The 21,293-nt window shown below is 63.3% G+C and carries 26 protein-coding genes; 20 read left to right on the forward strand and 6 right to left on the reverse strand.

Annotation, left to right across the window (positions count from 1 at the left end; translation table 11 throughout):
• Positions 1-4 precede the first annotated feature (4 nt).
• From H0X95_RS21310 to H0X95_RS21360, 11 genes are all read left to right on the forward strand, one after another.
• Positions 5-358 carry a hypothetical protein gene (locus H0X95_RS21310; RefSeq protein WP_196446200.1) on the forward strand — a complete coding sequence of 118 codons (354 nt, stop codon included), beginning with the start codon at positions 5-7 and terminating at the stop codon, positions 356-358.
• Complete coding sequence (locus tag H0X95_RS21315) at positions 355-1,536, forward strand: baseplate J/gp47 family protein (RefSeq protein WP_196446201.1); 1,182 nt, start codon at positions 355-357, stop codon at positions 1,534-1,536. The genes H0X95_RS21310 and H0X95_RS21315 overlap by 4 nt, the downstream gene beginning before the upstream one ends.
• Positions 1,536-2,198, forward strand: coding sequence for a DUF2612 domain-containing protein (locus H0X95_RS21320; protein ID WP_196446202.1), 663 nt, complete (start codon positions 1,536-1,538; stop codon positions 2,196-2,198). The genes H0X95_RS21315 and H0X95_RS21320 overlap by 1 nt, the downstream gene beginning before the upstream one ends.
• 62 nt (positions 2,199-2,260) lie before the next feature.
• Positions 2,261-3,934 carry a hypothetical protein gene (locus H0X95_RS21325; protein ID WP_196446203.1) on the forward strand — a complete coding sequence of 558 codons (1,674 nt, stop codon included), beginning with the start codon at positions 2,261-2,263 and terminating at the stop codon, positions 3,932-3,934.
• Between the two features lie 51 nt (positions 3,935-3,985).
• Positions 3,986-4,990: a class I SAM-dependent methyltransferase gene (locus H0X95_RS21330; protein WP_196446204.1), complete on the forward strand. Its 1,005-nt coding sequence runs from the start codon at positions 3,986-3,988 to the stop codon at positions 4,988-4,990.
• A 71-nt stretch (positions 4,991-5,061) separates the two neighbouring features.
• The gene (locus tag H0X95_RS21335; RefSeq protein WP_196446205.1) at positions 5,062-5,460 is read left to right on the forward strand and encodes a tail fiber assembly protein; all 399 of its coding nucleotides are present in this window, start codon (positions 5,062-5,064) and stop codon (positions 5,458-5,460) included.
• Between the two features lie 63 nt (positions 5,461-5,523).
• Complete coding sequence (locus H0X95_RS21340; protein WP_006495243.1) at positions 5,524-5,706, forward strand: hypothetical protein; 183 nt, start codon at positions 5,524-5,526, stop codon at positions 5,704-5,706.
• The gene (locus tag H0X95_RS21345; protein WP_196446206.1) at positions 5,699-6,196 is read left to right on the forward strand and encodes a lysozyme; all 498 of its coding nucleotides are present in this window, start codon (positions 5,699-5,701) and stop codon (positions 6,194-6,196) included. Before H0X95_RS21340 ends, H0X95_RS21345 begins: the two co-directional genes overlap by 8 nt.
• Positions 6,193-6,741, forward strand: a complete 549-nt coding sequence (locus tag H0X95_RS21350; RefSeq protein ID WP_196446207.1) for a hypothetical protein — start codon at positions 6,193-6,195, stop codon at positions 6,739-6,741. The genes H0X95_RS21345 and H0X95_RS21350 overlap by 4 nt, the downstream gene beginning before the upstream one ends.
• Positions 6,738-7,214, forward strand: a complete 477-nt coding sequence (locus tag H0X95_RS21355; RefSeq protein ID WP_196446208.1) for a DUF2514 family protein — start codon at positions 6,738-6,740, stop codon at positions 7,212-7,214. The genes H0X95_RS21350 and H0X95_RS21355 overlap by 4 nt, the downstream gene beginning before the upstream one ends.
• 38 nt (positions 7,215-7,252) lie before the next feature.
• Positions 7,253-7,453 (forward strand): hypothetical protein, encoded by a 201-nt coding sequence (locus H0X95_RS21360; protein ID WP_196446209.1) that lies wholly within the window; start codon positions 7,253-7,255, stop codon positions 7,451-7,453.
• Between the two features lie 28 nt (positions 7,454-7,481).
• Here the strand turns inward: H0X95_RS21360 and H0X95_RS21365 are convergent, their stop codons facing one another.
• Positions 7,482-7,871 (reverse strand): hypothetical protein, encoded by a 390-nt coding sequence (locus H0X95_RS21365; RefSeq protein ID WP_196446210.1) that lies wholly within the window; start codon positions 7,869-7,871, stop codon positions 7,482-7,484.
• Positions 7,872-7,995: 124 nt separating this feature from the next.
• Here H0X95_RS21365 and H0X95_RS21370 point away from each other — a divergent pair, with 124 nt between their 5' ends.
• On the forward strand, positions 7,996-8,211 hold the full coding sequence (locus tag H0X95_RS21370; protein ID WP_034174105.1) for a hypothetical protein: 216 nt from the start codon (positions 7,996-7,998) through the stop codon (positions 8,209-8,211).
• A 14-nt stretch (positions 8,212-8,225) separates the two neighbouring features.
• On the opposite strand, the gene H0X95_RS21375 is transcribed toward H0X95_RS21370, so the two are convergent.
• Entirely contained in the window at positions 8,226-8,717 is a 492-nt protein-coding gene (locus H0X95_RS21375) for a hypothetical protein (protein WP_196446211.1), read from the reverse strand.
• Positions 8,718-8,769: 52 nt separating this feature from the next.
• Here H0X95_RS21375 and H0X95_RS21380 point away from each other — a divergent pair, with 52 nt between their 5' ends.
• Positions 8,770-9,465, forward strand: coding sequence for an SOS response-associated peptidase family protein (locus H0X95_RS21380; RefSeq protein ID WP_196446212.1), 696 nt, complete (start codon positions 8,770-8,772; stop codon positions 9,463-9,465).
• On the opposite strand, the gene H0X95_RS21385 is transcribed toward H0X95_RS21380, so the two are convergent.
• The gene (locus tag H0X95_RS21385; protein ID WP_196446213.1) at positions 9,442-10,740 is read right to left on the reverse strand and encodes a PIN domain-containing protein; all 1,299 of its coding nucleotides are present in this window, start codon (positions 10,738-10,740) and stop codon (positions 9,442-9,444) included. The two genes, H0X95_RS21380 and H0X95_RS21385, sit on opposite strands and share 24 nt — an antisense overlap.
• Before the next feature lie 53 nt (positions 10,741-10,793).
• A complete protein-coding gene (locus H0X95_RS21390) occupies positions 10,794-12,425 on the reverse strand; it encodes a recombinase family protein (protein WP_196446214.1) in 1,632 nt (543 codons plus the stop codon).
• A gap of 14 nt (positions 12,426-12,439) precedes the next feature.
• On the opposite strand from H0X95_RS21390, the gene rimO reads away from it, so the two are divergent.
• The 4 genes from rimO (at position 12,440) to H0X95_RS21410 (ending at position 16,708) form a co-directional block, all read left to right on the forward strand.
• Complete coding sequence (gene rimO, locus H0X95_RS21395; protein ID WP_196446215.1) at positions 12,440-13,825, forward strand: 30S ribosomal protein S12 methylthiotransferase RimO; 1,386 nt, start codon at positions 12,440-12,442, stop codon at positions 13,823-13,825.
• 3 nt (positions 13,826-13,828) lie between these two features.
• Positions 13,829-14,755 carry a sugar kinase gene (locus H0X95_RS21400; protein WP_006485268.1) on the forward strand — a complete coding sequence of 309 codons (927 nt, stop codon included), beginning with the start codon at positions 13,829-13,831 and terminating at the stop codon, positions 14,753-14,755.
• Positions 14,756-14,873: 118 nt separating this feature from the next.
• Entirely contained in the window at positions 14,874-15,413 is a 540-nt protein-coding gene (locus H0X95_RS21405) for a hypothetical protein (protein WP_048986474.1), read from the forward strand.
• A 113-nt stretch (positions 15,414-15,526) separates the two neighbouring features.
• Entirely contained in the window at positions 15,527-16,708 is a 1,182-nt protein-coding gene (locus H0X95_RS21410; protein ID WP_006497182.1) for a cystathionine beta-lyase, read from the forward strand.
• An 87-nt stretch (positions 16,709-16,795) separates the two neighbouring features.
• Here H0X95_RS21410 and serB read toward each other — a convergent pair whose 3' ends face one another.
• Together serB and H0X95_RS21420 are read right to left on the reverse strand one after the other, a co-directional pair.
• Positions 16,796-17,641, reverse strand: coding sequence for a phosphoserine phosphatase SerB (gene serB, locus H0X95_RS21415; RefSeq protein ID WP_012492650.1), 846 nt, complete (start codon positions 17,639-17,641; stop codon positions 16,796-16,798).
• A gap of 166 nt (positions 17,642-17,807) precedes the next feature.
• Complete coding sequence (locus tag H0X95_RS21420) at positions 17,808-18,746, reverse strand: LysR family transcriptional regulator (protein ID WP_006485262.1); 939 nt, start codon at positions 18,744-18,746, stop codon at positions 17,808-17,810.
• Positions 18,747-18,870: 124 nt separating this feature from the next.
• Here H0X95_RS21420 and H0X95_RS21425 point away from each other — a divergent pair, with 124 nt between their 5' ends.
• The 3 genes from H0X95_RS21425 to H0X95_RS21435 all read left to right on the forward strand — a co-directional run bounded on the left by H0X95_RS21425 (position 18,871) and on the right by H0X95_RS21435 (position 21,289).
• Positions 18,871-19,887, forward strand: a complete 1,017-nt coding sequence (locus H0X95_RS21425) for a zinc-binding alcohol dehydrogenase family protein (protein ID WP_034201719.1) — start codon at positions 18,871-18,873, stop codon at positions 19,885-19,887.
• Between the two features lie 158 nt (positions 19,888-20,045).
• A complete protein-coding gene (locus H0X95_RS21430) occupies positions 20,046-20,597 on the forward strand; it encodes a DUF6013 family protein (RefSeq protein ID WP_034178470.1) in 552 nt (183 codons plus the stop codon).
• A 218-nt stretch (positions 20,598-20,815) separates the two neighbouring features.
• On the forward strand, positions 20,816-21,289 hold the full coding sequence (locus H0X95_RS21435; RefSeq protein WP_034201720.1) for a PliI family lysozyme inhibitor of I-type lysozyme: 474 nt from the start codon (positions 20,816-20,818) through the stop codon (positions 21,287-21,289).
• The last annotated feature ends 4 nt before the right edge of the window (positions 21,290-21,293 follow it).

A 21,293-nucleotide genomic window follows, 5' to 3' on the forward strand; every position in this document is an offset into this window, starting at 1 on the left:
TCCCATGCGATACCGAATACTTGACGCTGACGGCGACTACGTCTTCGGCGGGGGCGCGGCCGACTTCCTCGTGAACACGCCGGAGACGGTCGCGCAGGCCGTGCTGACGCGCCTGCGCCTGTTGCGCGGCGAATGGTTTCTGGATACGACGGCCGGCATGGCGTGGGCGACCGACGTACTCGGCAAGTACACGAGCGGCAAGTACGACGCCGCGATTCGGACGTGCATCCTCGGCACGCAGGGCGTGACTGAGCTCACAAGCTACTCGAGCACGGCCGATCCCGAGACGCGCGTACTGACCGTCACCGCGACGATCAACACCATCTACGGCACCACCACCGTACAGGCGACATTGTGACTATCACGACCCTTGCACCCACTATCGACGCGAACGGCATCACCGCGCCGACGTACGCGGACGTGTTCGCGTTTCTGCAGGATCAGTTCCGCTCGATCTATGGCGCCGACACGTACCTGGAGCCGGACAGCCAGGACGGCCAACTGCTCGGCGTGTTCGCGAAGGCGATCAGCGATGTCAATTCGGTGGCGATCGCGATCTACCGATCCTTCAGCCCCGCGACGGCACAGGGCGACGCGCTGTCGAGCAACGTCAAGATCAACGGCATCGCGCGGAAGGTCGCATCGTACTCGAGCGCCGACCTGGTACTGGTCGGGCAGGCTGGCAAGACGATCACGAACGGCGCGGCGAAGGACGCGAACGGTGTGCAGTGGATGCTGCCGGCCACGGTGACGATCCCGCCTAGCGGCACGATTACCGTCACGGCGACGTGCGCGACCATCGGTGACATATCTGCGCGCGCGGGCACGATCAACCAGATCGCGACGCCGGCGCTCGGCTGGCAGTCGGTGACGAATCCGGCGGATGCGGCCGAGGGGGCGCCAGTCGAATCCGACGCAGCGCTGCGTCAACGGCAGACGGTGTCGACGGCGCTGCCGTCGCTCACCGTGCTCGACGGCATCATCGGCGCAGTGGCGAACGTGCCAGGCGTCACGCGGTACGTCGCCTACGAAAACGATACGAGCGCGACCGACGCCAACGGCATCCCGTCGCACTCAATTTCGCTCGTCGTCGAGGGTGGCGACGCGACGGCGATCGCGAATGCGATCGCAGCGAAGAAGACGCCAGGCGCTGGAACGTTCGGCACGACGTCGATCGTCGTCACGGACATCTACGGCCGACCGATCACGATCAACTTCTTCCGGCCGGTTGGTGCGCCGACTGGCGCCACCGTCACGATCAAAGCGCTCACCGGCTACACCAGCCAGGCGGGCCAGCAGATTCAGCGGGCTGTGTCGGACTACATCAACGGCGTGCAGATCGGCGGCGGCCTATCTGGCAGCGTCGAATGGGGGGACGCCCTGACCGCAGCGAACAGCGTCGGCGGTGGGGTGACGTTCAAGCTGTCTGGCCTGACGCTCACTGGGCCGCGTGGCGCCGGCACGCCGGATGTCGCGCTGCTGTTCAATGAGGCGGCGTCGTGCACGCCGGCGAACGTGACGCTGGTGGTGACCTGATGGCTGACCAGACCGAATACACCGCGCTGATCACGTCCGAGCACAGCGACAAACCGCGGTTCATGGCGGTGGTGTCGACACTGGTGCAGCCGCTCGTCGACCAGATGAACCTGATCGATAGCATGCCCGGGAAATTCGACTTGGACGTCGCAGTGGGTGACCAGCTCGACACGATCGGCGTGTGGGTCGGCGTGTCGCGGAAGATCCGCACGCCGCTGACGGGCATCTATTTCTCGTTCGACATCGCGGGCCTTGGCTTCGACCAAGGCACGTGGAAGGGGCCGTTCGATCCGGATACGGGGCTCACGGTGCTCGACGACGACACGTACCGGCTCGTCATCCGCGCGAAGATCGGCGCGAACCACTGGGACGGGACGCTCGAACAGAGCGCGGCGATCCTGAACAGCATCTTCGACACGGACACGCACGTGTTCATCGAGGACCACCAGGACATGTCGATGACGATCGGCATTGCGGGAAAGGTTCCGCCGGCGACGTTCCTTGCACTGCTTTCCGGCGGATACATCCCGCTGAAACCTGAGGGTGTTCGGGTCAATTACACGATCGTCACGACCATCGACGGATCCCCCCTGTTCGGATTCGACATGAGCAATCAGCTCGTGGCCGGGTTCGACGTCGGAGCCTGGAGCAGGCCCGTCTAACCGCCAATCACATTTGTCTGCAAGCCACCTTCGGGTGGCTTTTTTTTATGCTCGGAGCATTGATGGCAACGAACGACTTTCTCGTGTTTGGTGGGGGCAGCTCGCCGAACGTCATCGACCAGGCGACTTACGCAGCGCTCGCGGCGCGCCTGTCGGGATTTCAGTCTGGCACTGCGCTGTCGGCGCAGCTCAACAAGGTGTGGCGTCAGAGCTCGATCATGGCCGCCGTGCTTGCGCAGTTCACTGCGAACTTTTCCGGTCAAAACGCCGTCGACGACGGCACCACGGCGACGCTGTTGGCGAACCTTCAGGCAGCGATCAACGCGGCGGGGATCACGGCCCCGCAGTTCGATAACAGCACCTCAATCGCGACGACGGCGTGGTATTGGAACCAGATTGCGGCAGGAGTCAGTTCGGCAGGAAAGGTCAACGGCGTCAACAATCCTAACCTGCTGTTCAACGGGTCGGGAGAATTCGGTACCGCCGGTTGGGCGATGGCACCCGGGCCGGCGTTTTCGCAGCAGGTAGATCAGACGGGGGGCATCGGGACATTCTTTGCAAACACGGCCGCCATGACTAACGCAGGTGGTTACATCGGCTCGCCACTGGCGCAGGTTGGTCCGAACGTCGCCGTCACGTACTCGGTCGATGTGGCGAATTTCGCAACAGCTGGGAGTTTGGTTCTGACGCTTGCGGCGTACAACGCGAGCGGTGGATTTATCTCCAACGTAGCAAGTCAGACGGTGGCAAACGGAACACCGTTGCAACGCTATGCATTGACTGGAACTACCCCGGCAGGTACGTCGAATGTGCAAGCCTACTGGACGTATGTGGGCATTTCCGCTTCTGCGTTCGGCATCGTGATTCGTCGGATCAAGATCGAGCAAGGTTCACTGCCTTCCTTATACTCGCAAGAGGCGAGCGTCGCAGCGATCGGAACTTCGGCGCTCGCGCCGGCCCGCGTTCGCCTCACGCAGAACACGAACTTTTACGTCAACGCTTCGACGGGGAGCGATAGCAACAACGGCACGACGTCGACGAGCGCATGGGCGACGCTTCAGAAAGCCTGGAACACCATCCAGAGCAATTACGACGTCGCGGGATTCGTCGCGACTGTGAACGTCGCTGCTGGAAGCTACGCGCCAGTGGCAGGGATCGGGGCTGTTGTCGGGAGCATTTCAGCATCCTCGGTGCAGTTCGTTGCCACTGGCGCGGCGACCATTACCAATACGAGCGGTGTAGCCTGCTTCTATGCGACGGGAGGTGCGCAATTCACGTACTCGGGACCGTGGACGCTGATCAACAACAATTCTGGTGCGTCGACCGCTCAGTCGAGCGGCGCTGGCTCTATCTTGATCCAAGGTGCTGGTGTAACGCACGGTGCGTCCGCAGGCTCTCACATGCTTGCTAATGCATACGGCCAAATTCAGGCGACCGGCAATTACACGGTGTCAGGTTCGAGCGGCTCACATCTTAACGCAGCGAACGCGGGGGCTCTCGGTATCAATTCCGGAGTCACCGTCACGCTGTCTGGGACGCCCGCATTTAGTACGGCCTTCGCTCAGGCGAACGGTTTGTCTCAGATCAACGCCGGTTCCGTCACCTTCAGCGGCTCAGCAACTGGTAGCCGCTACATCTCGCAATCGAACAGCATGGTGAACTCGAACAGCGGAGGTGCGAGCTACTTTCCAGGAAATGCTGCAGGCTCCACAAACACGGGCGGCATTTACATCTGATGATTTATACTCCCACGGATCAAACCGGGATAGATTCGGGGGAGAACGAAGATGCAAACGAGGGTAGTGTTTCTTGATGGCGCGTCGCGCTATCTCGAACAGGGCATGGCGGAGGTTCAAGGATGGCTCACGCCATGCTCAGCTTCAATCATCGCACATCTGTCCGCGCATCAACTGCGCATGGGGCTGAGCGGAAATGTCGCCGAGATCGGTGTGCATCATGGGAAGCTATTCATCCTGTTAGCAAATCTGATCGCCCCAGACGAAGCCGCATATGCTGTCGACATCTTCGACGACCAACACAAGAACGTTGATCGGTCGGGGAAGGGTGACCGAGTAATTTTCGAAGAGAATGTCCGCAAGTTCGCGACGCATGCGAAGGTCATCGTCATCCAGGAATCCAGTCTGGATCTCGAAGGGACGGACTTCACGTCGACATCGTTTCGCATGATCTCAGTTGATGGAGGTCATACCGGGCCCATCACTTGCAGCGACCTGCACTTGTCTGAGAAGCGGCTCGTCGATGGCGGAATCGTCGTGCTCGATGATATTCTGAACCCTGATTGGACTGGCGTTATTACCGGCCTCGTGAAGTACTTCAGCGAGGGCGGGAAGCTTGTTCCGTTCGCACTGTCTGCGAACAAACTCTATCTTGCTACGGGCAAGAGAGAAGCGGCCGCATATGCGTCTAACCTACGCGCGTCATTCCCGATGGCGCTGTCGAAACGCTCCGTCGAATTCTTCGGGTTTACTGTCGACGTATTCAATGAACATCCGTACTACGACCGCAGCGGTCAAGCTGGGCTGCGGAAGCGCGTAGACGATATGCATCGTGAGGTCGTCGCAATCCAACGGATGAATTTGCAGGCCGCTGACGAGGTGTCTAAGGCCCATGCTCTCGTTGGCGCAGCCGGCCGAGAGCTCGAATCCATGAGGAGCGAGAATCAACGTCTGAAGGAAGAAATTGCCAGGCTTCAACATCAGGGCATAAACGGTGCATTTCCTGCTTTGACTACGGGATCCCACGATAACGGCGGCGCATTCGGGCCGCAATAGCAGGACTCTATATTTTTGAAAAAGCCGCGCTAGCGGCTTTTTTTTATTGCTGGAAGGTTAAGGGGGAGGCTATGTTTTTCGACGTCACGAATTGGTATTGGACTGTCGGGGGCGATGACACGCAGGTATGGTCAAGCCGAAACGCACGGTTCCTGGATGCCAACGACTCTGAATTTGTCGATTGGCTCGCGTTGGGCGGTGTTCCGACGAAAATCGATACGATCGACAGTCTCGGCGAGACGCTTTTCGCGCAGTACCCGGAAGGGGCACCACAGACGGCTACAGTTGTGCGGGCGAAACGAAATGCCGCGCTTTCCGCGTGTGACTGGGTCGCCGTCCGGCAAGCCGACGCTGGCACGCTCGGCGATACGCAGTGGGGCGCGTGGAAAACCTATCGTCAGTCGCTCCGTGACATCCCGGCCCAGAAAGGCTTCCCGGCCGACGTCGTTTGGCCGGCAGTTCCGAATTAACTGTTCGAGAGACAAAAACACTTCGCCGCCGCCTTCGGGCGGCTTTTTCATTTCGGGGACTCCATGAAGAACGATCTCGCGGTGAGCGCTGCCAAGGCGGCGCCGGCGGTGGGAAGCAACTTCTGGCTGTGGCTGACCGGCCACGACATCAACTGGTGGGTAGCCGTCGCGACGATCGCGTACATCGGGCTGCAGGCGTACTACCTGGTCAAGAACAAAGGGAAGAGGGCATTGCTCGATGGCTAACGTACCGAAGAAGACACTGGCGGGCGTTGTGGGGGCTGCTACGGCAGCCCTTCTTTTTTCCATCGTTCCGAAGTTCGAGGGACTCGAGCTCGTCGCTCGGCCGGACCCGATCGGGATCATCACGGCCTGCTACGGTGACACGAAGAACGTGCGCGCCGGCCAGCGCTTCACCCCCGCCGAGTGCCGCGCGCGCCTCGAGCAACTGCTGATCGAGCACGCCGAGCCGGTGCTGAAGTGCACGCCCGGTCTGAAGGGGCACAAGTTCCAGCTCGCCGCCGCGATCAGCTTCGCCTACAACGTCGGCGCGGGCGCCTACTGCGGCAGCACGACGGCGAAGCGGTTCAACGCCGGCGAATGGAAGGGCGCGTGCCGCGCGATGAATGAATCGGACAGCGGCAAGCAGCAGTGGGTGACGGCCGGCGGCCGCGTGCTGCCCGGCCTGGTGGAGCGGCGCGCCGAAGAGCGTGCACTTTGCGAGCGCGACCTATGACGACCACGAAAACCCACGAAACGCGGCGCACGCTCGCCGAGGACGTCTTCTACCCCGATCACGAGCCGCGCACCGAATCGCCGACGTTCCGCGCGAGCAAGCGCGTGATGAAGGCGGCCGGCGGCTACGTCTGCGCCGTCTGCGGCGACGACCAGGCCGTCGAGTCTCATCACCGGTTCTTCGAGTGGGCGTTCTCACATGCGATCGACTGGAAGTGGATCCGCGGCGTCGCGCTGAATCAGGTCGACACGATGTTCAGCCACAAGCTGCGGCGCATCGTGCCGATCCCGCTTCAGCATCCGATCTGGGACGTGATCAAGCTGACGCAGGGATTTGACTGGGAGGCGTTCGATCCAGCCCGGCCGGAGGCGTTCGTCGACTCAACCTACAACCAACTGCTGCTGTGCGCGCTCCATCACCGGGGCAAGGATCACGGCCGGCACGAAGAAAGCGATCCGGTCTGGAGCGTGCAGGCGTTCCTGCTGCCGGGCTTCGTCTACTCGCCGGACGAGCTGAAGCAGCTGCATGCGAAGGAGCGGAAATGACCTGGTTCGATCCTCGTGTCTGGCTCGCCGTCATCGTGGCGGCCATCGTCGGCCTGGCCGGCGGTTACTTCAAGGGGCACGCAGACGGCGTGCGTACGACGACCGCCGCGGCGCAGAAGGCGCAGCTCGACGCCGTCGCGGCCGCGCGCACGGAAGAACAACGCCGCACCGCGGCGCAATCGGAGATCGCAAACGATGCGAACCAACAACGCACTGCCGCGCTTGCGGATGCTTTTGCTGCTCGTGCTGCCGCTGGCAGCTTGCAGCAGCGCGTCGACCAACTCGTCGCCGCCGCCCGCCATCCCGCCGCTACCGCCGGAGGCCCGGCAACCGGCGACGCCCTCGATCTGCTTGCCGACGTGCTCGGCCGCGCTGACCAGCGCGCGGGCGAGCTGGCAGAGTACGCTGACCGTGCCCGCATCGCCGGCCAGCAGTGCGAGCGCGACTACGACGCGCTGACGCCGATACGTTGATCTACTAGACTTCCGTCGTCTGGGTGACGGAGGCTGTCATGGGCAAACCTGAGATCGACTGGAAAGTGGCCCCGAAGACCGCTCGCTGGTGGGCCATGGATGCCGACGGACGTGCGCACTGGTATTGCATGCCGGACATCAAGCCGTTCACGAACTTCTGGGGTGTCGATATGGTTGAGGCCCCGATGTTCGAATTCGGCGGGGACTGGCGGATGAGCTTAGTCGAGCGGCCAACGTGACCGCCGGCGGTGCCGGGAGCGGTAGGGGCTAGTTGATCGGCTCGAGGTAGAACCCGCGCGCGGTCAGGTCCATCGTGACGTCGCTGAACGAGTCGAAAATGTCGTATCCGCATTCGACGTACGTGGTCTTGGAATCGAATTTGAGTTCCTCGACGTTGCGCTTCCATGTGAGCGGCAAGTCAGTCGAGTGCCCCGGATCGAAGTGGGTGACGATCAGGTACGGAGGGCGGACGCCGCGAGGCGGATGCTGCGTGCGTAGCACGAGTTCGACGTTCACGACGACATGGTGTTCCGGGATGCGGTCTGCGTAGCGCAGCAGGTACGCCCGCAGCGAATGGCCGTCCTTCCGGTCTTGCGCCGAGGCGAAGCCGAACCAGTCGTCGTCGGAATCGCTGAATTCTTCCGCAATTGTGTGCATGTCGATCTCCACGTCCGACGAACGCCCAGAATGCCACAGGTGCGTCGGTAGGTCCCGAGCGGGGCTTTTCACGTCTGACGAAACGAGCGATGATGCATCGATGCCATTCCGAAAGGAGGGTCTTATGCCAGTCACCTCGTTTCGCATCCCGTTTCTCGAGGTCTATGACTTCGTCAACGAGGTCAACGGATGGTCGGCGTCGGTGCATATCGATGCCAGCCCCACGATCGCTGATCGTGAGATCTCGGAGACAGACTCATCCGTTTTGCCGTTTTTCGCGTTCGTCGACGACCGTTTCTTCGAGCAGCATCCGCGATGGCGCAAGTTCCGGCGGCCGTGATCGCCCACTAGGCATTACCGCATCCCGGCCCGCCTCATCTCCTCGCGCAGCAGATGCATCAGCCGATACAACTGACCCTGCGCGCCAGCGAGGTCGCCTTTGTTCGCGACGTTCTTGTCGGTGTAGAGGTACCAATCCTCGATGCGCTCGAGCGACTTCCGTAGCGCACGGATTTCGAGGATCAGCCACCGCACCTGAAGGTCGGTGTACTCCCGCCATAGCGCGCGCAGCTCGGCGTCGGTTGGCGCGTCAAATTCAGGCACCTCCGGCCGCAGTTTGAACCGTGGATCCGTCAGAGGAACGCGGTTGCGATCGATCCTGGTCGCCTCGATCGGTGCGGATGTACCGAGGAACACCGACCGCGGGTCCTTGTCGATCCAGAACTCAAATTCGCGTTTCGTGAGCTCGATCGGGGTCCTCAGGCGCGTCTTCTCGCCTTGGAATCCGTACTCCCAGATGTAGGCCCACTGTGGCTTGATCACGGCAGAAACACTGTATAAAAACACAGTGTATCCCGGAGTAAGATAGGGCCGTCAAGATCGAAAATTGGGGACGGCGATGTGCACGAACTACGTCGCGCCTGGCGAGGATCCGGGCCTGAGCGAGCTCAAGATCGACAGCTTCCGCGACCTGTACCGCTGGACGCCGTGGAAGCCCGAAATCTATCAAGACTATGACGCACCAATCGTCGGCTATGTAGACGGGCAGTTCAAGCCGCTGATCGCCAACTTCGGCTTCTGGCCGCGCGCACTCCAGAAGGCCAACGTCGAGAAGGCGAAGGAGCAGGGCAAGAAGCCGCCGATCATCCGCAGCACGATGAACGTGCGCGACGACAACCTCGGGAAGTCGCCACTGTACGGGCCGGCGTGGCGCGCCGGGCGCCGCTGCCTGATTCCGGCGAAATGGATCTACGAGCCGAACTGGGAGACGGGGAAGCACATCCGATACCGGATTGGGCTGGCCGGCTGGCGGCCGTTGTGTGTCGCCGGCATCTGGCGCACGCTGCAGCGGCCGGACGGCACCGAGCAGCACACCATGGCGATGATCACGGTGAACGGAGATGACCACCCCATTATGAAGCACATGCACCGGCCCGGTGACGAGAAGCGGTCGGTCGTCATCCTTCGGCCCGACGACTGGGAGGAATGGTTGACGACGTCGAACGTCGAGGCGGCCCGTGCCATGTTGCAGCTCTATCCGGCTAACGAAATGGTAGTCGCGCCTATGCCTTTACGAAAAATAATCAATGAATGAGTAAAATCCTTTGAGTCGTTCGATCCAAACGGGCGATCCGGATTCGAGCATTAGGTTAAGTTCACTTTCAGTTACATCGATTTGTGTCTCGTCGCTCAGCGGATAGAGCTCGTCCTCAGCTTCGTAATACTCTTGGGCAATAATTGGATTGACGCGCCATTTCGATATTGAGGAAGTTCTTTGTGTTTGAGCTGTTCGCAAATTTCTTGTGGCCTCGTTTATAGCGATTTCTATATTTGATAGCCTAGATCTTAGGTCTTTGGAAAGATTTTTTGTGATATTTTTGGATTTTATGACATTTTGAATTGCTTGCTGCTCTTCCATGAGCGACCTGTAGTGCTCATGAAGGTTGATGGTGTTGATGTGATGGTTTCCGTTGTCAATTAATTTCGGGGTGTGCGATTCTTTCGTTAACTCTCGAACAAATGCAGCTTCATCTAATATTTCGTCGGCAACTCTAAGTTGAAAGTGCTCGCTACCGTATTTAATAAACTGCTCGGTCCGATACATATGGAAGCGCTGTTTGGCTATCAAATAGAATTCCTGACGAAGCTCCGGTAGTGGCCCGATTGTTCTTCCATTGATGCGTAACCACCAATCATCTTTGACGTCATCTGTCACAAACACTATAGGTCGAGAAGTCTCCTTGGCAAGATCGAGAATCTCGCGCCAAATTAGGCCGTCGCCCAAATTTTTGTCGCCAGTTTTATTTTTATCGGCAGTGCCTGGTGGAATGCCTTTGTTAAATCTTTCTTCTGCCCACTTCTCATTGGTTTTCTGGTCTGCCTCACTCGCAGGCGCGCGCAACTTATCGGAAAGAATCGAAGTTAGTTTGTCCAGGACGCTGTCAAACTGCGTAAGGTCTGGGTGTTTTTCTTCGAGAGTTTTTATTTCGCCTTGTAGTGAGGAAAAAGCTGAATCGACTTTTCGTTGGACCTCATCTTTATCTAAAGTGGGGTGTCTTCTCAGCTTTTGAACTGATTTTCTTAGTTGTTCTTCGGCGGCACTTATCTCTTTGTGGAGATCTTTGTATGCGCTAACTTGCTCAAATATAACATTAAATCTGTTTGCAAAAAATTCTTTTGCAACTTGGTGTGGAATTGAGACATTTTCATTTAATTTATGGATCAAATTTAAGAAATTGTCCCGCGTCGAGTCTGAGTACCGGTAAAGATTTAGTAGTGTATTTGTATCAAATACAAAAATTGCAGTGCCCCAAAGGTCTTGCAGCTCTTCGCTCGTTGGGTCGTAGTACCCATGAAATAGTTCTTTCATTATTTCTAATGGTCTCTGGCGGAATGGTCTCGATGCCTGAGTTTAGCGTATTCCTAAGACAGAGTGTGATCGTGCTCTTCCGCTGAGCGCCATTCACCGGTCTTCCGATCGATATGCAACATCCTTGTTGAGCCACGCTTAGCAATAAGCAGTAATCCGATGCTTCCGTCATTTTCGTCCGGGCGAAAGCCTGACTGGTAGATGACTATTCTTGAGAATGTATCGGCAACCAGTTGGCGGGCCAACATCCGAGCGTCGTAGTCGAGCTGCTCAACACCGTTCACCAGTTCGCGCCATGCTTCGGCAGCCGCCGGCACAGCGTTGGATGCGGACGCGGTGAGTTGATGCTCAAACGAATCGACGTCGCGGCGCTCGTTCGCGAGCTGACTCTCGAGCTCGCGAACGCGGCGCAACACGGCGGCCGGTGCCTCGCCGTCGTCAAGCAGTAGCGCGTCAGTGACGCGCTGGACTTGTGCCTCGAGCTCGGCAACGCGTTGCCGCGCGCTCGCCAGTCGCGCGGCCATCGACGCGGTTCCAGTATCGCCCTCTAATAGTCGCGTCAGATTTATCTGGTCTGAGCAATACAGCATCAGGGCGCGTTCGACCGGTACGACGCTGCAACTTCCGCTGACCTTGCACCCGGCGCTCTGGCTGTACGTGACGCAGTGCAGCCGGCGGTGGCCGGGGTATGGGCGTCCGTCGGCGGCCCGCCGGCGGCCCATGATGTTCTGCGCGACGATCGCGGCGCCGCAGTAGCCGCAGTAGGTGATGCCAAGTCCCGTTACGACCCCAGGGATTTCTCCCTTGCCCTTGCGCCGGCCGCGCTGCTCGGCCAGGTATCGCAGGTCCGCGAATTCGGCCGGCGTCAGCAGGGCCGGGTAGTAACCCTCAAGCCGAAACGTTTCCCCATCCAGCTCGACGGACTTCTCGCCGATCAGCATCCGGTTTGCCAGCAGCCGGTAGATATGGCTCGACGCCGCGCGGCCGCTGTCCGTTATCTTGAGCCCGCGGTCGGCGAGCTCCCGCACGATCCTGACTGCGCCGTGACCCTGCTTGAACATTTCGATGACGACGCGAACAGCGGCCGCTCGGTCGTCGGCTAGTTCGAACCCTCCAGCTTCCGTTTCCCGCACCCAATGCGGATCCTTTCCGACGCGGATCGGCGCCCGCCAGGTGCCCGCGATCCAGCCCTGGCACTGCCGGCGGATCGCGGCCTTCACGCGCTTGCTCTTCGTGTCGGATTCCTCGTGTGCCCGGATCATGACCAGCAGGCTGTATACGAGGTCCATCGGCTGCGCCTTGAGGCGCTCGCGGTTGTACTCGCGGCCATCGCTGGCCGTCACAACGGTGATGCCGGCGTTCACGATCTGAGCGAGCTGCGCCTGCGCCTGCAGCGGTTCGGCGCGGCTCAAGCGATCAAGACCCTCAACGATCAGCACCGAGCCGGCCGGCACCTGGCCGTCTTCGACAGCACGTAGGAATACGCCGAGCGCGCCTTGCCGCACGTGGCGCTGGTGGTACGCCGACAGCCCTTCGTCCCGAAGTGATAGGGACGCATCAAGCTCCATCTCGTTGTCGGCCGCCCAGCGGGCGGCGTACTCGAGCTGCCGATCGACGCTGCCTCCGGCCGCTTGTTTTGGGTCGCTGAACCGTAAATAGCTGTAAACTCTCGCTTTTGCTGCCACGCCCCACACTCCAGATGTCTCAACAGAAATCACCGGCTCATTCCCCGGCGCCGCGTATAGGTATGGTATCCCTCGGGTGCCCGAAAGCGCTCGTCGATTCCGAACAAATCATCACGCAACTGCGCGCCGAAGGTTATGAAATCTCCGGCACCTACGACGGCGCCGACCTCGTCGTCGTGAACACCTGCGGCTTCATCGACGAAGCCGTGCAGGAAAGCCTCGACGCGATCGGCGAGGCGCTGACCGAGAACGGCAAGGTGATCGTCACCGGCTGCCTCGGCGCGAAGTCGAGCGCGAGCGGCTCGAACCTGATCGAGGAAGTCCACCCGAAGGTGCTCGCGGTCACCGGCCCGCACGCGGTGGGCGAAGTGATGCAGGCCGTGCATTCGCACCTGCCGAAGCCGCACGATCCGTTCGTCGACCTCGTCCCTGCGGCCGGCATCAAGCTCACGCCGCGTCACTACGCATACCTGAAGATCTCCGAAGGCTGCAATCACCGTTGCACGTTCTGCATCATCCCGTCGATGCGCGGCGACCTCGTGTCGCGCCCGGTCGCCGAAGTGATGCTGGAAGCCGAGAACCTGTTCAAGTCGGGCGTGAAGGAACTGCTCGTGATCTCGCAGGACACGAGCGCGTACGGCGTCGACGTGAAGTACCGCACGGGCTTCTGGAACGGCAAGCCGATCAAGACGCGCATGACCGACCTGGTCGCCGCGCTCGGCGAACTCGCCGCGCAGTACGGTGCGTGGGTGCGTCTGCACTACGTGTATCCGTATCCGAGCGTCGACGAAGTGATTCCGCTGATGGCGGAAGGTCCGTTCAAGGGCCACGTACTGCCGTATCTCGACGTGCCGTTCCAGCACGCGCACCCCGAAGTGCTGAAGCGCATGAAGCGTCCCGCGAACGCGGAGAAGGTGCTCGAGCGCGTGCAGAAATGGCGCGAGATCTGCCCGGACCTGACGATCCGCAGCACGTTCATCGCGGGTTTCCCCGGCGAGACGGAAGAGCAGTTCGAAACGCTGCTCGACTTCGTCCGCGAAGCGGAACTCGATCGCGTCGGCTGTTTCGCGTATTCGCCGGTCGAAGGCGCGACCGCGAACGACCTGGACGGCGCGCTGCCGGACGAGGTTCGCGAGGAACGCCGTGCACGCTTCATGGAAGTCGCCGAGGAAGTGTCGGCGAACCGCATGCAGCGCAAGGTCGGCAAGACGCTCAAGGTGCTGATCGACGAAGTCGGCGAGGAAGGCGGCATCGGCCGTACGGCAGCCGATGCGCCGGAGATCGACGGTGTCGTCTACGTCGAACCGGCGGCGAAGGCATCGAAGCGCTACAAGGTCGGCGATTTCGTGTCCGTGAAGATCACGGGCGCCGACGGCCACGATCTGTGGGGCGAGGTGTAAGCGATGGCCGCGGTATTTCCGGAGATCCTCGCGCTCGGCGAGGCGATGATCGAATTCAACCAGTCGCAGCCGGGACGCCCTGAATTCCTGCAGGGCTTCGGCGGCGACACGTCGAACTTCTGCATCGCGGCGGCGCGCCAGGGCGCATCGACGGGCTTCGTGTCGGCGATCGGCGACGATCCGTTCGGCCGCCTGCTCGCCGACATGTGGGCGTCGGAGCAGGTCGACACGACGTACGTGCGAATCGACCGCGCGGCGCCGACCGGCGTGTATTTCGTCACGCACGGCGCCGACGGCCATCAGTTCGACTATCTGCGCGCGGGGTCGGCTGCGAGCCGCTATGCGACAGGCGACTTGCCGCTCGACGCGCTGGCGGCCGCGAAGGCCGTGCACCTGTCGGGGATCAGTCTTGCGATCAGCACGGCCGCGTGCGATGCGGCGTTCGCGGCGATCGACCATGCGCGTCGCCACGGCGCGAAGGTCAGCTTCGACACGAACCTGCGCCTGAAGCTGTGGCCGCTGCCGCGCGCTCGCGCGGTGATGCGCGAGGCGCTGCGCCAGACCGACATCTGCCTGCCGAGTTGGGACGACGTCACGGCGCTCACGGGCGCGAACGATCGCGACGCGATCGTCGACGCGATGCTCGAACACGGGCCGCAGGTCGTCGCGCTGAAACTCGGCAAGGAAGGCGCGTATGTCGCGACGCCGAACGAGCGGCGCGTCGTGCCGGGCTTCGCGGTCGAGGCCGTCGACGCGACCGGTGCGGGCGACTGCTTCGGCGGCGCATTCGTCGCGCGGATCGTCGCGGGCGACGATCCGTTCGCGGCCGCGCGTTATGCGAACGCGGCGGCGGCGCTGTCGACGACCGGTTACGGCGCGGTCGCGCCGATTCCGCGTCGCGATGCGGTGGAACGCCTGATGCAGGGCTGACGCGACACGCGCAGGCCGGCGCATTCGCCGCGCAGGCTTGCGCGGTCACGCAGGAACCGGGTCTCGACCCGGTGCCGTCCGCGATGTCGGGCGAATCTGAAGCAAGGAGCAACACAACGTGGGTCGATATTGGGAATGGCAACGGGCGCTCGTCGCCGGCGCGCTGGTCGCAGGTATCGCGATGCCGGGGAGCGTCGCCGCGCAGGCAGTCGCGCCGGGCGTGCAGCAGGATGAACCGGCGCCGGCGCGGCCGCTGAAACCGAATCCCGAGTTCGCCCGCCTGCCGCGCTATGAAGGCACGCTCGGCGACCGGCCGATCGTCGTGCATCTCGGCCCGAAGACGGACGAGGAAGGCGTGCACGGCGAATATCAGTTCGCCGACACGGGCGAGGTCGTGCTGCTCGCGGGCGACCGCGACGGCGATACGCTGGAGATCGAGGAATCGAACGACGGCACCAACATCACCGGCGTGTGGATCGGCCGCTTCGACGCGACGGGCGACCTGAAGGCCGACCGGATGAACTCGGACGAATCGGACCCGCAGCCGGTCGTGCTGCGCCTGGCGCCGGGCAAGCGCGCGGCGCTGCAGGTGCGCGACGGTCGCGTGCACGAAATCGAGACGGTAGGCGGCGTCGTCAACCTGCGTACCGACGACTGAGCACGCGCTGGCTCGGTGTGCGCGGCGCGCATTGTACCGGGCCAAGCGCGCCGATTTTGGCTACTCTAACGACATATTCCGCAACCGAACGGCCTCGTGCCCGGCTCCCCGTCATGACTGCATCCACTCCCAAGCGCGCGCTGCAAACCCGCATCGTTCAACCCGACGACGTCATTCCGGAAGGCTTCCGTTCGTTCGTGCCGCCGGTTGCGCGCGCGTCGACGGTCGTGTTCCCCGATCTCGCGACGATGCGCGCGCTGGTCTGGCACAACGACAACCAGTGGCGCTACGGGCTGCACGCGACGCCGACGTCGCTCGCGCTCGCGCAGCGGCTCGCCGAGATCGAGGGCGGCACGCACGCGCTGCTGCAGCCGTCGGGCCTCGCGGCGATCATGAACGTCTACTTCGGGATCGTGAAAGCGGGCGACGACGTGCTGATTCCGCATAACGTGTACGGCCCGAACGCCGATTTCGGCAACTGGCTCGCGAAGGACTTCGGCATCACCGCGCGCTTCTACGATCCGCTGATCGGCGCCGGCATTGCCGAGCTGATCCAGCCGAACACGCGGCTGATCTGGATCGAGGCGCCCGGCTCGGTGACGATGGAAGTGCCCGACGTGCAGGCGATCACGGCGGCCGCGCAGGCGCGCGGCATCGTCACCGCGATCGACAACACCTTTTCGGCGGGCCTCGCGTTCAAGCCGTTCGAGCACGGCGTGGACATTTCGGTGCAGGCGCTGACCAAGTACCAGTCGGGCGGCAGCGACGTGCTGATGGGGGCGACGATCACCGCGAACGCGGAGCTGCATGCGAAGCTGAAGCTCGCACGGATGCGCTGCGGGATCGGCGTGTCGGTCGACGATTGCTCGCTCGTGCTGCGCAGCCTGCCGAGCATGCAGGTGCGCTTCGACGCGCACAGCAAGAGCGCGCTCGCGCTCGCGCAATGGCTGAAGGCGCGGCCGGAGATTGCGACGGTGCTGCATCCGCAGATCGCCGACTGCCCGGGGCACGCGTCGTTCATGCGCGATTTCACGGGCGCGGGCGGGCTGTTCTCGGTGGTGTTCGACGAACGCTACAGCGCGGAGCAGGTCGACCGTTTCGTCGAGTCGCTCGAGCTGTTCGCGATCGGCTGGAGCTGGGGCGGCGCGTGCAGCCTCGCGATGCCTTACGACGTCGCGTCGATGCGTCCGGACTGGCCGCATCGCGGCACGCTGGTGCGTTTCTACGTCGGTCTGGAAGACGAAGGCGATCTGCGCGCGGACATCGAGCGTGCGATGCAGGCCGCACTGGGTTGATCGCAGGGCGGCCACGTCCGGCACAAAAACGAAACGCCGGCGCGATGCTCTGTCGCGCCGGCGTTTTTCATTGACGGTGCCGCGAAATCAGAACAGTCGCAGCAGCCCGTCGAGGCCGACATGGTCGAACGCGACCGTCGCCGCATCGCGCACGACGGGCTTCGCGTGGAACGCGACCGACAGCCCGGCTTCGGCCATCATCTTCAGGTCGTTCGAGCCGTCGCCCATCGCGATCGCGCGGTGCGGTTCGAGGCCGAGCGACGCGCACGTCTCGCGCAGCAGGCGGGCTTTCACGTCGGCGTTGACGATCTCGCCGAGCACCTTGCCGGTGAGCTTGCCGTCGACGATCTCGAGCGTGTTCGCATGTGCGTAGTCGAGGCCGAGGCGGGCCTTCAGCCGCTCGGTGAAGAACGTGAAGCCGCCCGACACGAGCAGCGTCTTCATGCCGGCGGCCTTCACGCCGGCCAGCATCGTCTCGGCGCCCGGCGACAGTTGCAGCCGTTCTTCGTACACGCGCTCGAGCGCGTGCGCGTCGAGTCCGGCCAGCAGCGCGACGCGGCGCGTGAGGCTTTCGTTGAAGTCGCGGATCTCGCCGCGCATCGACGCTTCGGTGATCTCCGCGACCTGCGTTTTCAGCCCGCAGAAATCGGCGATTTCGTCGATGCATTCGATCGTGATCAGCGTCGAATCCATGTCCATCACGGCGAGCCCGAAATCGCCGAGCGTGCGGCCGGCCTCGACGAAGCCGAAGTCGAGCGCATGCGTGCCGCAGTACGCGTCGATGTCGAGGCGCTGCGCCGGGCTCGCGTTTTCGATGCGCAGCGCGTGATCGTCGGTCTGCACGATGCGGGTGCCGCGCGACAGCGCGAGCAGCGGTTTGTGATGGGCGTCCGACAGCGGCGCAAGACTCTGGATGACGAGATTGTGGGTCATGACGAGTGGTTGGGAGACGAATGAATGACGTGCGCGGCCCACGGGCGGCCGCCTGCGAGCGCGGGCCCGGTGCGGCGGCGGGCCATTGCGTCGCGAACGCGCCATTGTAGCCGGTTGGCCGCGCATGGCGGCCGGGGCCGGCACGAAACCGTGCGCGGCAGCGGGGTCACCCGTTCGCGCGATCCCAGTACGGCGGATCGCCGAAATGCTCGGCCAGGAACGCGATGAACGCGAGCGTTTTCAGCGGCACGTGCGCGCGGCTCGGATAGACGGCCCAGATCGCGACGTCTTCCGCGAACGGATAGTCGTCGAGCACGCTGACGAGCGCGCCGCTCGCGAGCAGCGGGCCGACGTCCCAGGTCGACTTGATCGCGATCCCGAAGCCGTCGACGAGCGCTTCACGGATCGCCTCGCCGTTGCTCGCCACCAGCCGGCCGCCGACCCGCACCGTGAGCGGCCCCTGCGGCGTCGCGAACGACCAGTCGCGCTGGTCGCCGAGGATCACGCACTCGTGCTGCGTCAGGTCGGCCGGATGGCGCGGCGTGCCGCGTTCGGCGAGATAGGCGGGCGAGCAGCACAGCACGCGGCGGTTCGTGGCGAGCTTGCGCGCGACGAGCGTCGAATCCTTCAGCGCGCCGAGGCGGATCGCGACGTCGTAGCCGTCGTCGACCAGGTCGACGATCTCGTCGGACAGCCGCAGATCGAGCGACACGGACGGGTAGCGGCGCAGGAACGCCGGAATCACCGGCGCGACGTGCTGGCGGCCGAACGACGACGACATCGACACCTTCAAGCGCCCGTACGGCTCGCTGCGGCCGCGGCCCACCGACGCGCGTGCGGCGTCGGCGGCCGCCAGCAGCGCGTCGGCGCGCGCCATGAAGACTTCGCCGTCCTGCGTGAGGCTGATGCGGCGCGTGGTGCGGTGCAGCAGCCGGGCGCCGAGCTGGCGTTCGAGCTGCGCGATGCGTGCGCTGGCAACGGCGGCCGACACGCCGAATTCGCGCCCGGCCGCGCTGACGTTCGACAGCAGCGCCGCGCGGACGAACAGCGCGACATCGAGCAGGTCGAGCGGCTTGTCGGGCGCTGGAATCGGATCGGACGTCATTATTCTGAAATTCCTGAAAATGTTTCAGGAAATATAGCGGTTTTCTCGAAGGATCGGGTTGCCTACGATGGCACGCATGGAGGTTGCGCCGCAGCCTGCCGGATTCCCTGAAAGGAGTATCGAGATGAAAGCCGTTGGACTCACCCGTTATCTGCCGATCGACGACCCGCAAGCGTTGCTCGACGTCGAACTGCCACAACCCGTGCCGGGCCCGCGCGATCTGCTCGTGAAGGTCGAGGCGATTTCCGTGAACCCGGTCGACACCAAGGTGCGGGCGCCGAAGCCGCAGGTCGAGGAGACGCCGCGCGTGCTCGGCTGGGACGCGGCCGGCACGGTCGTCGCGGTCGGCGCCGACGTCACGCTGTTCCGGCCCGGCGACGAAGTGTTCTACGCGGGCAGCATCACGCGGCCCGGCGCGAACAGCGAATTCCACGCGGTCGACGAACGGATCGCCGCGCTGAAGCCGCGCACGCTCGATTTCGCGGCGGCGGCCGCGCTGCCGCTCACCGCGCTCACCGCGTGGGAAGCGCTGTTCGACCGGTTGCGCGTGTCGCCGCAGGGCGCGGACGCCGGCAAGTCGGTGCTGATCATCGGCGGCGCGGGCGGCGTGGGCTCGATCGCGATCCAGCTCGCGAAGACGCTCGGCAAGCTGCACGTGATCGCGACCGCGTCGCGGCCGGCGTCGGCCGACTGGGTGCGCTCGCTCGGTGCGGATGCGGTGGTCGACCATTTCGGCGACCTGCCGGCGCAGTTGCGCGAGGCCGGCCATCCGAGCGTCGACTACGTGCTGATCTTCAACGATACCGACCATCATTTCCCGGCCGCGGCGGAAGTCATTCGGCCGCAGGGCGGCATCTGCACGATCGTCGAGAACGGGAAGCCCGTGCCGGTCGAATTGCTGAAGGCGAAGAGCGCCGCGTTTCACTGGGAATTCATGTTCACGCGGGCGATGTTCGAGACGCCGGACATGATCGAGCAGCACCGGATCCTCGGCGAAGTCGCGCGGCTCGTCGATGGCGGCACGCTGCGTACGACGCTCGGCGAACAGCTCGGCACGATCAATGCCGAGAACGTGCGGCGCGCGCACCGGATGCTCGAGGCCGGACGCGCGATCGGCAAGCTCGTGCTGAGCGGCTTCTGAGCGGCAGCGCGCGTAAGGTTGCGGCGCCGCGAACGCAAGCGGGGTAACACCCGATGCGTTTGCGGCGCATTGCAACGCGCTTGGCGGTAGACTGGCAACGCATCATGCATCGAAAACCGCGCGGCACGCGCGTGCCGCCGCATTACAAGGAGGTCAGCATGAGCCAACGCAGCTTGTCAGTCGCCGCATCGTGGTCGGTCGTGTTCGCGGCGGCGTGCGTCAGCGCGAGCGTATTCGCGGCGCCGCCGGTCAAGGGCAGCCTGAAGGGCGGCGGTACGGGACAGCTCGAATACACCGTCAAGGTCGACTCGAAGACCTTCGGCAATACGCAGGAGACCCGCAAGATCCGTTCGGGCGAGACGGACGACTTCAACTGGAAGTCGGTGCCGCCGAGCGGCGCGGTCGCGATGCCGGACGGCTGCCCGAACGCCGACAACCTGCCGCGCGACGCGAACGGCGCGATGGTGCGGCAGACCCAGGTGCGGCTCGCGCCGTCGGTCGATGCGAAGGGCGTCGCCAACGTGCAGTTGAGCTTCCAGGCGGCCGCGCCGAAGGGCACGCGCAGCGTGACGGCCGGCGGCAAGTCGCTGCAGTGCCCCGATGTCGTGTCGGTGAGCCAGGTGAAGTGGGTGTCGATCTCGACCAACGGCGGGTCGAAGTCCGTGACGATGAGCGACGGTACCAAGGTGACGGTGTCGATCAAGCATTGAGCGGGCACGCGCGGGCCGGCATTTCTGTCGGTGCGCGCGCAACCGGTTCGATGGCGGAGCGAGCAGGGCCGCACGCGAGCGGGTCGTGCCGTCGTCGCCATGCGTTTGGCCGCCTGCTTCGCGGAACGGTGCCGCGATCGTGCAATGGCGAGGCGTGACGTCATGTGGATGTCACGTTATGCTCGCCCGCATCCTCTCCTTCCGGTCACTATTTCCCGATGAAACTTCGAATGCACGCGCTGCTGTCTGCCATTGCGTTCGTTGTCGCGCACGCTCACGCGGCCGACGAATGCGGTTTCGTGAAGAAGGTCGAGCTGCCGTCGCGGCAGCAGGTGGCGGTGATATCGAGCGGCGCACTCGAACCGTGCTCGACCGGCAGCTACGCGGTGCGCGTGTATTCGACCGCGCATGCCGCCCCGGGCTTCGATACCGACGATTACGTGACGGGCACGCTGCATGCGCGCGACGGCACGATCGTCGATGCGTACACGGCCGACCTCGGCGCCCGCGCGCCGCAGGCGCTCGTCGTGACCACGCGCTCGGCCGGCAGCGGCGGCTATGTCGGCGCGCAGGCGTATGTGACGACGTCGCGCGCGGTGCGACTGATCGCTTCGGTCGACGGGCTCGCGCCCGATGCGGATATCTCGGCCGCACTCCGGCAGGCGATCGGCAAGCGACGCAGCGCGCATTGACCGC

The organism is Burkholderia sp. 9779_493 (assembly GCF_015712215.1).
GTDB classification, from domain to species: Bacteria; Pseudomonadota; Gammaproteobacteria; order Burkholderiales; family Burkholderiaceae; genus Burkholderia; species Burkholderia cenocepacia.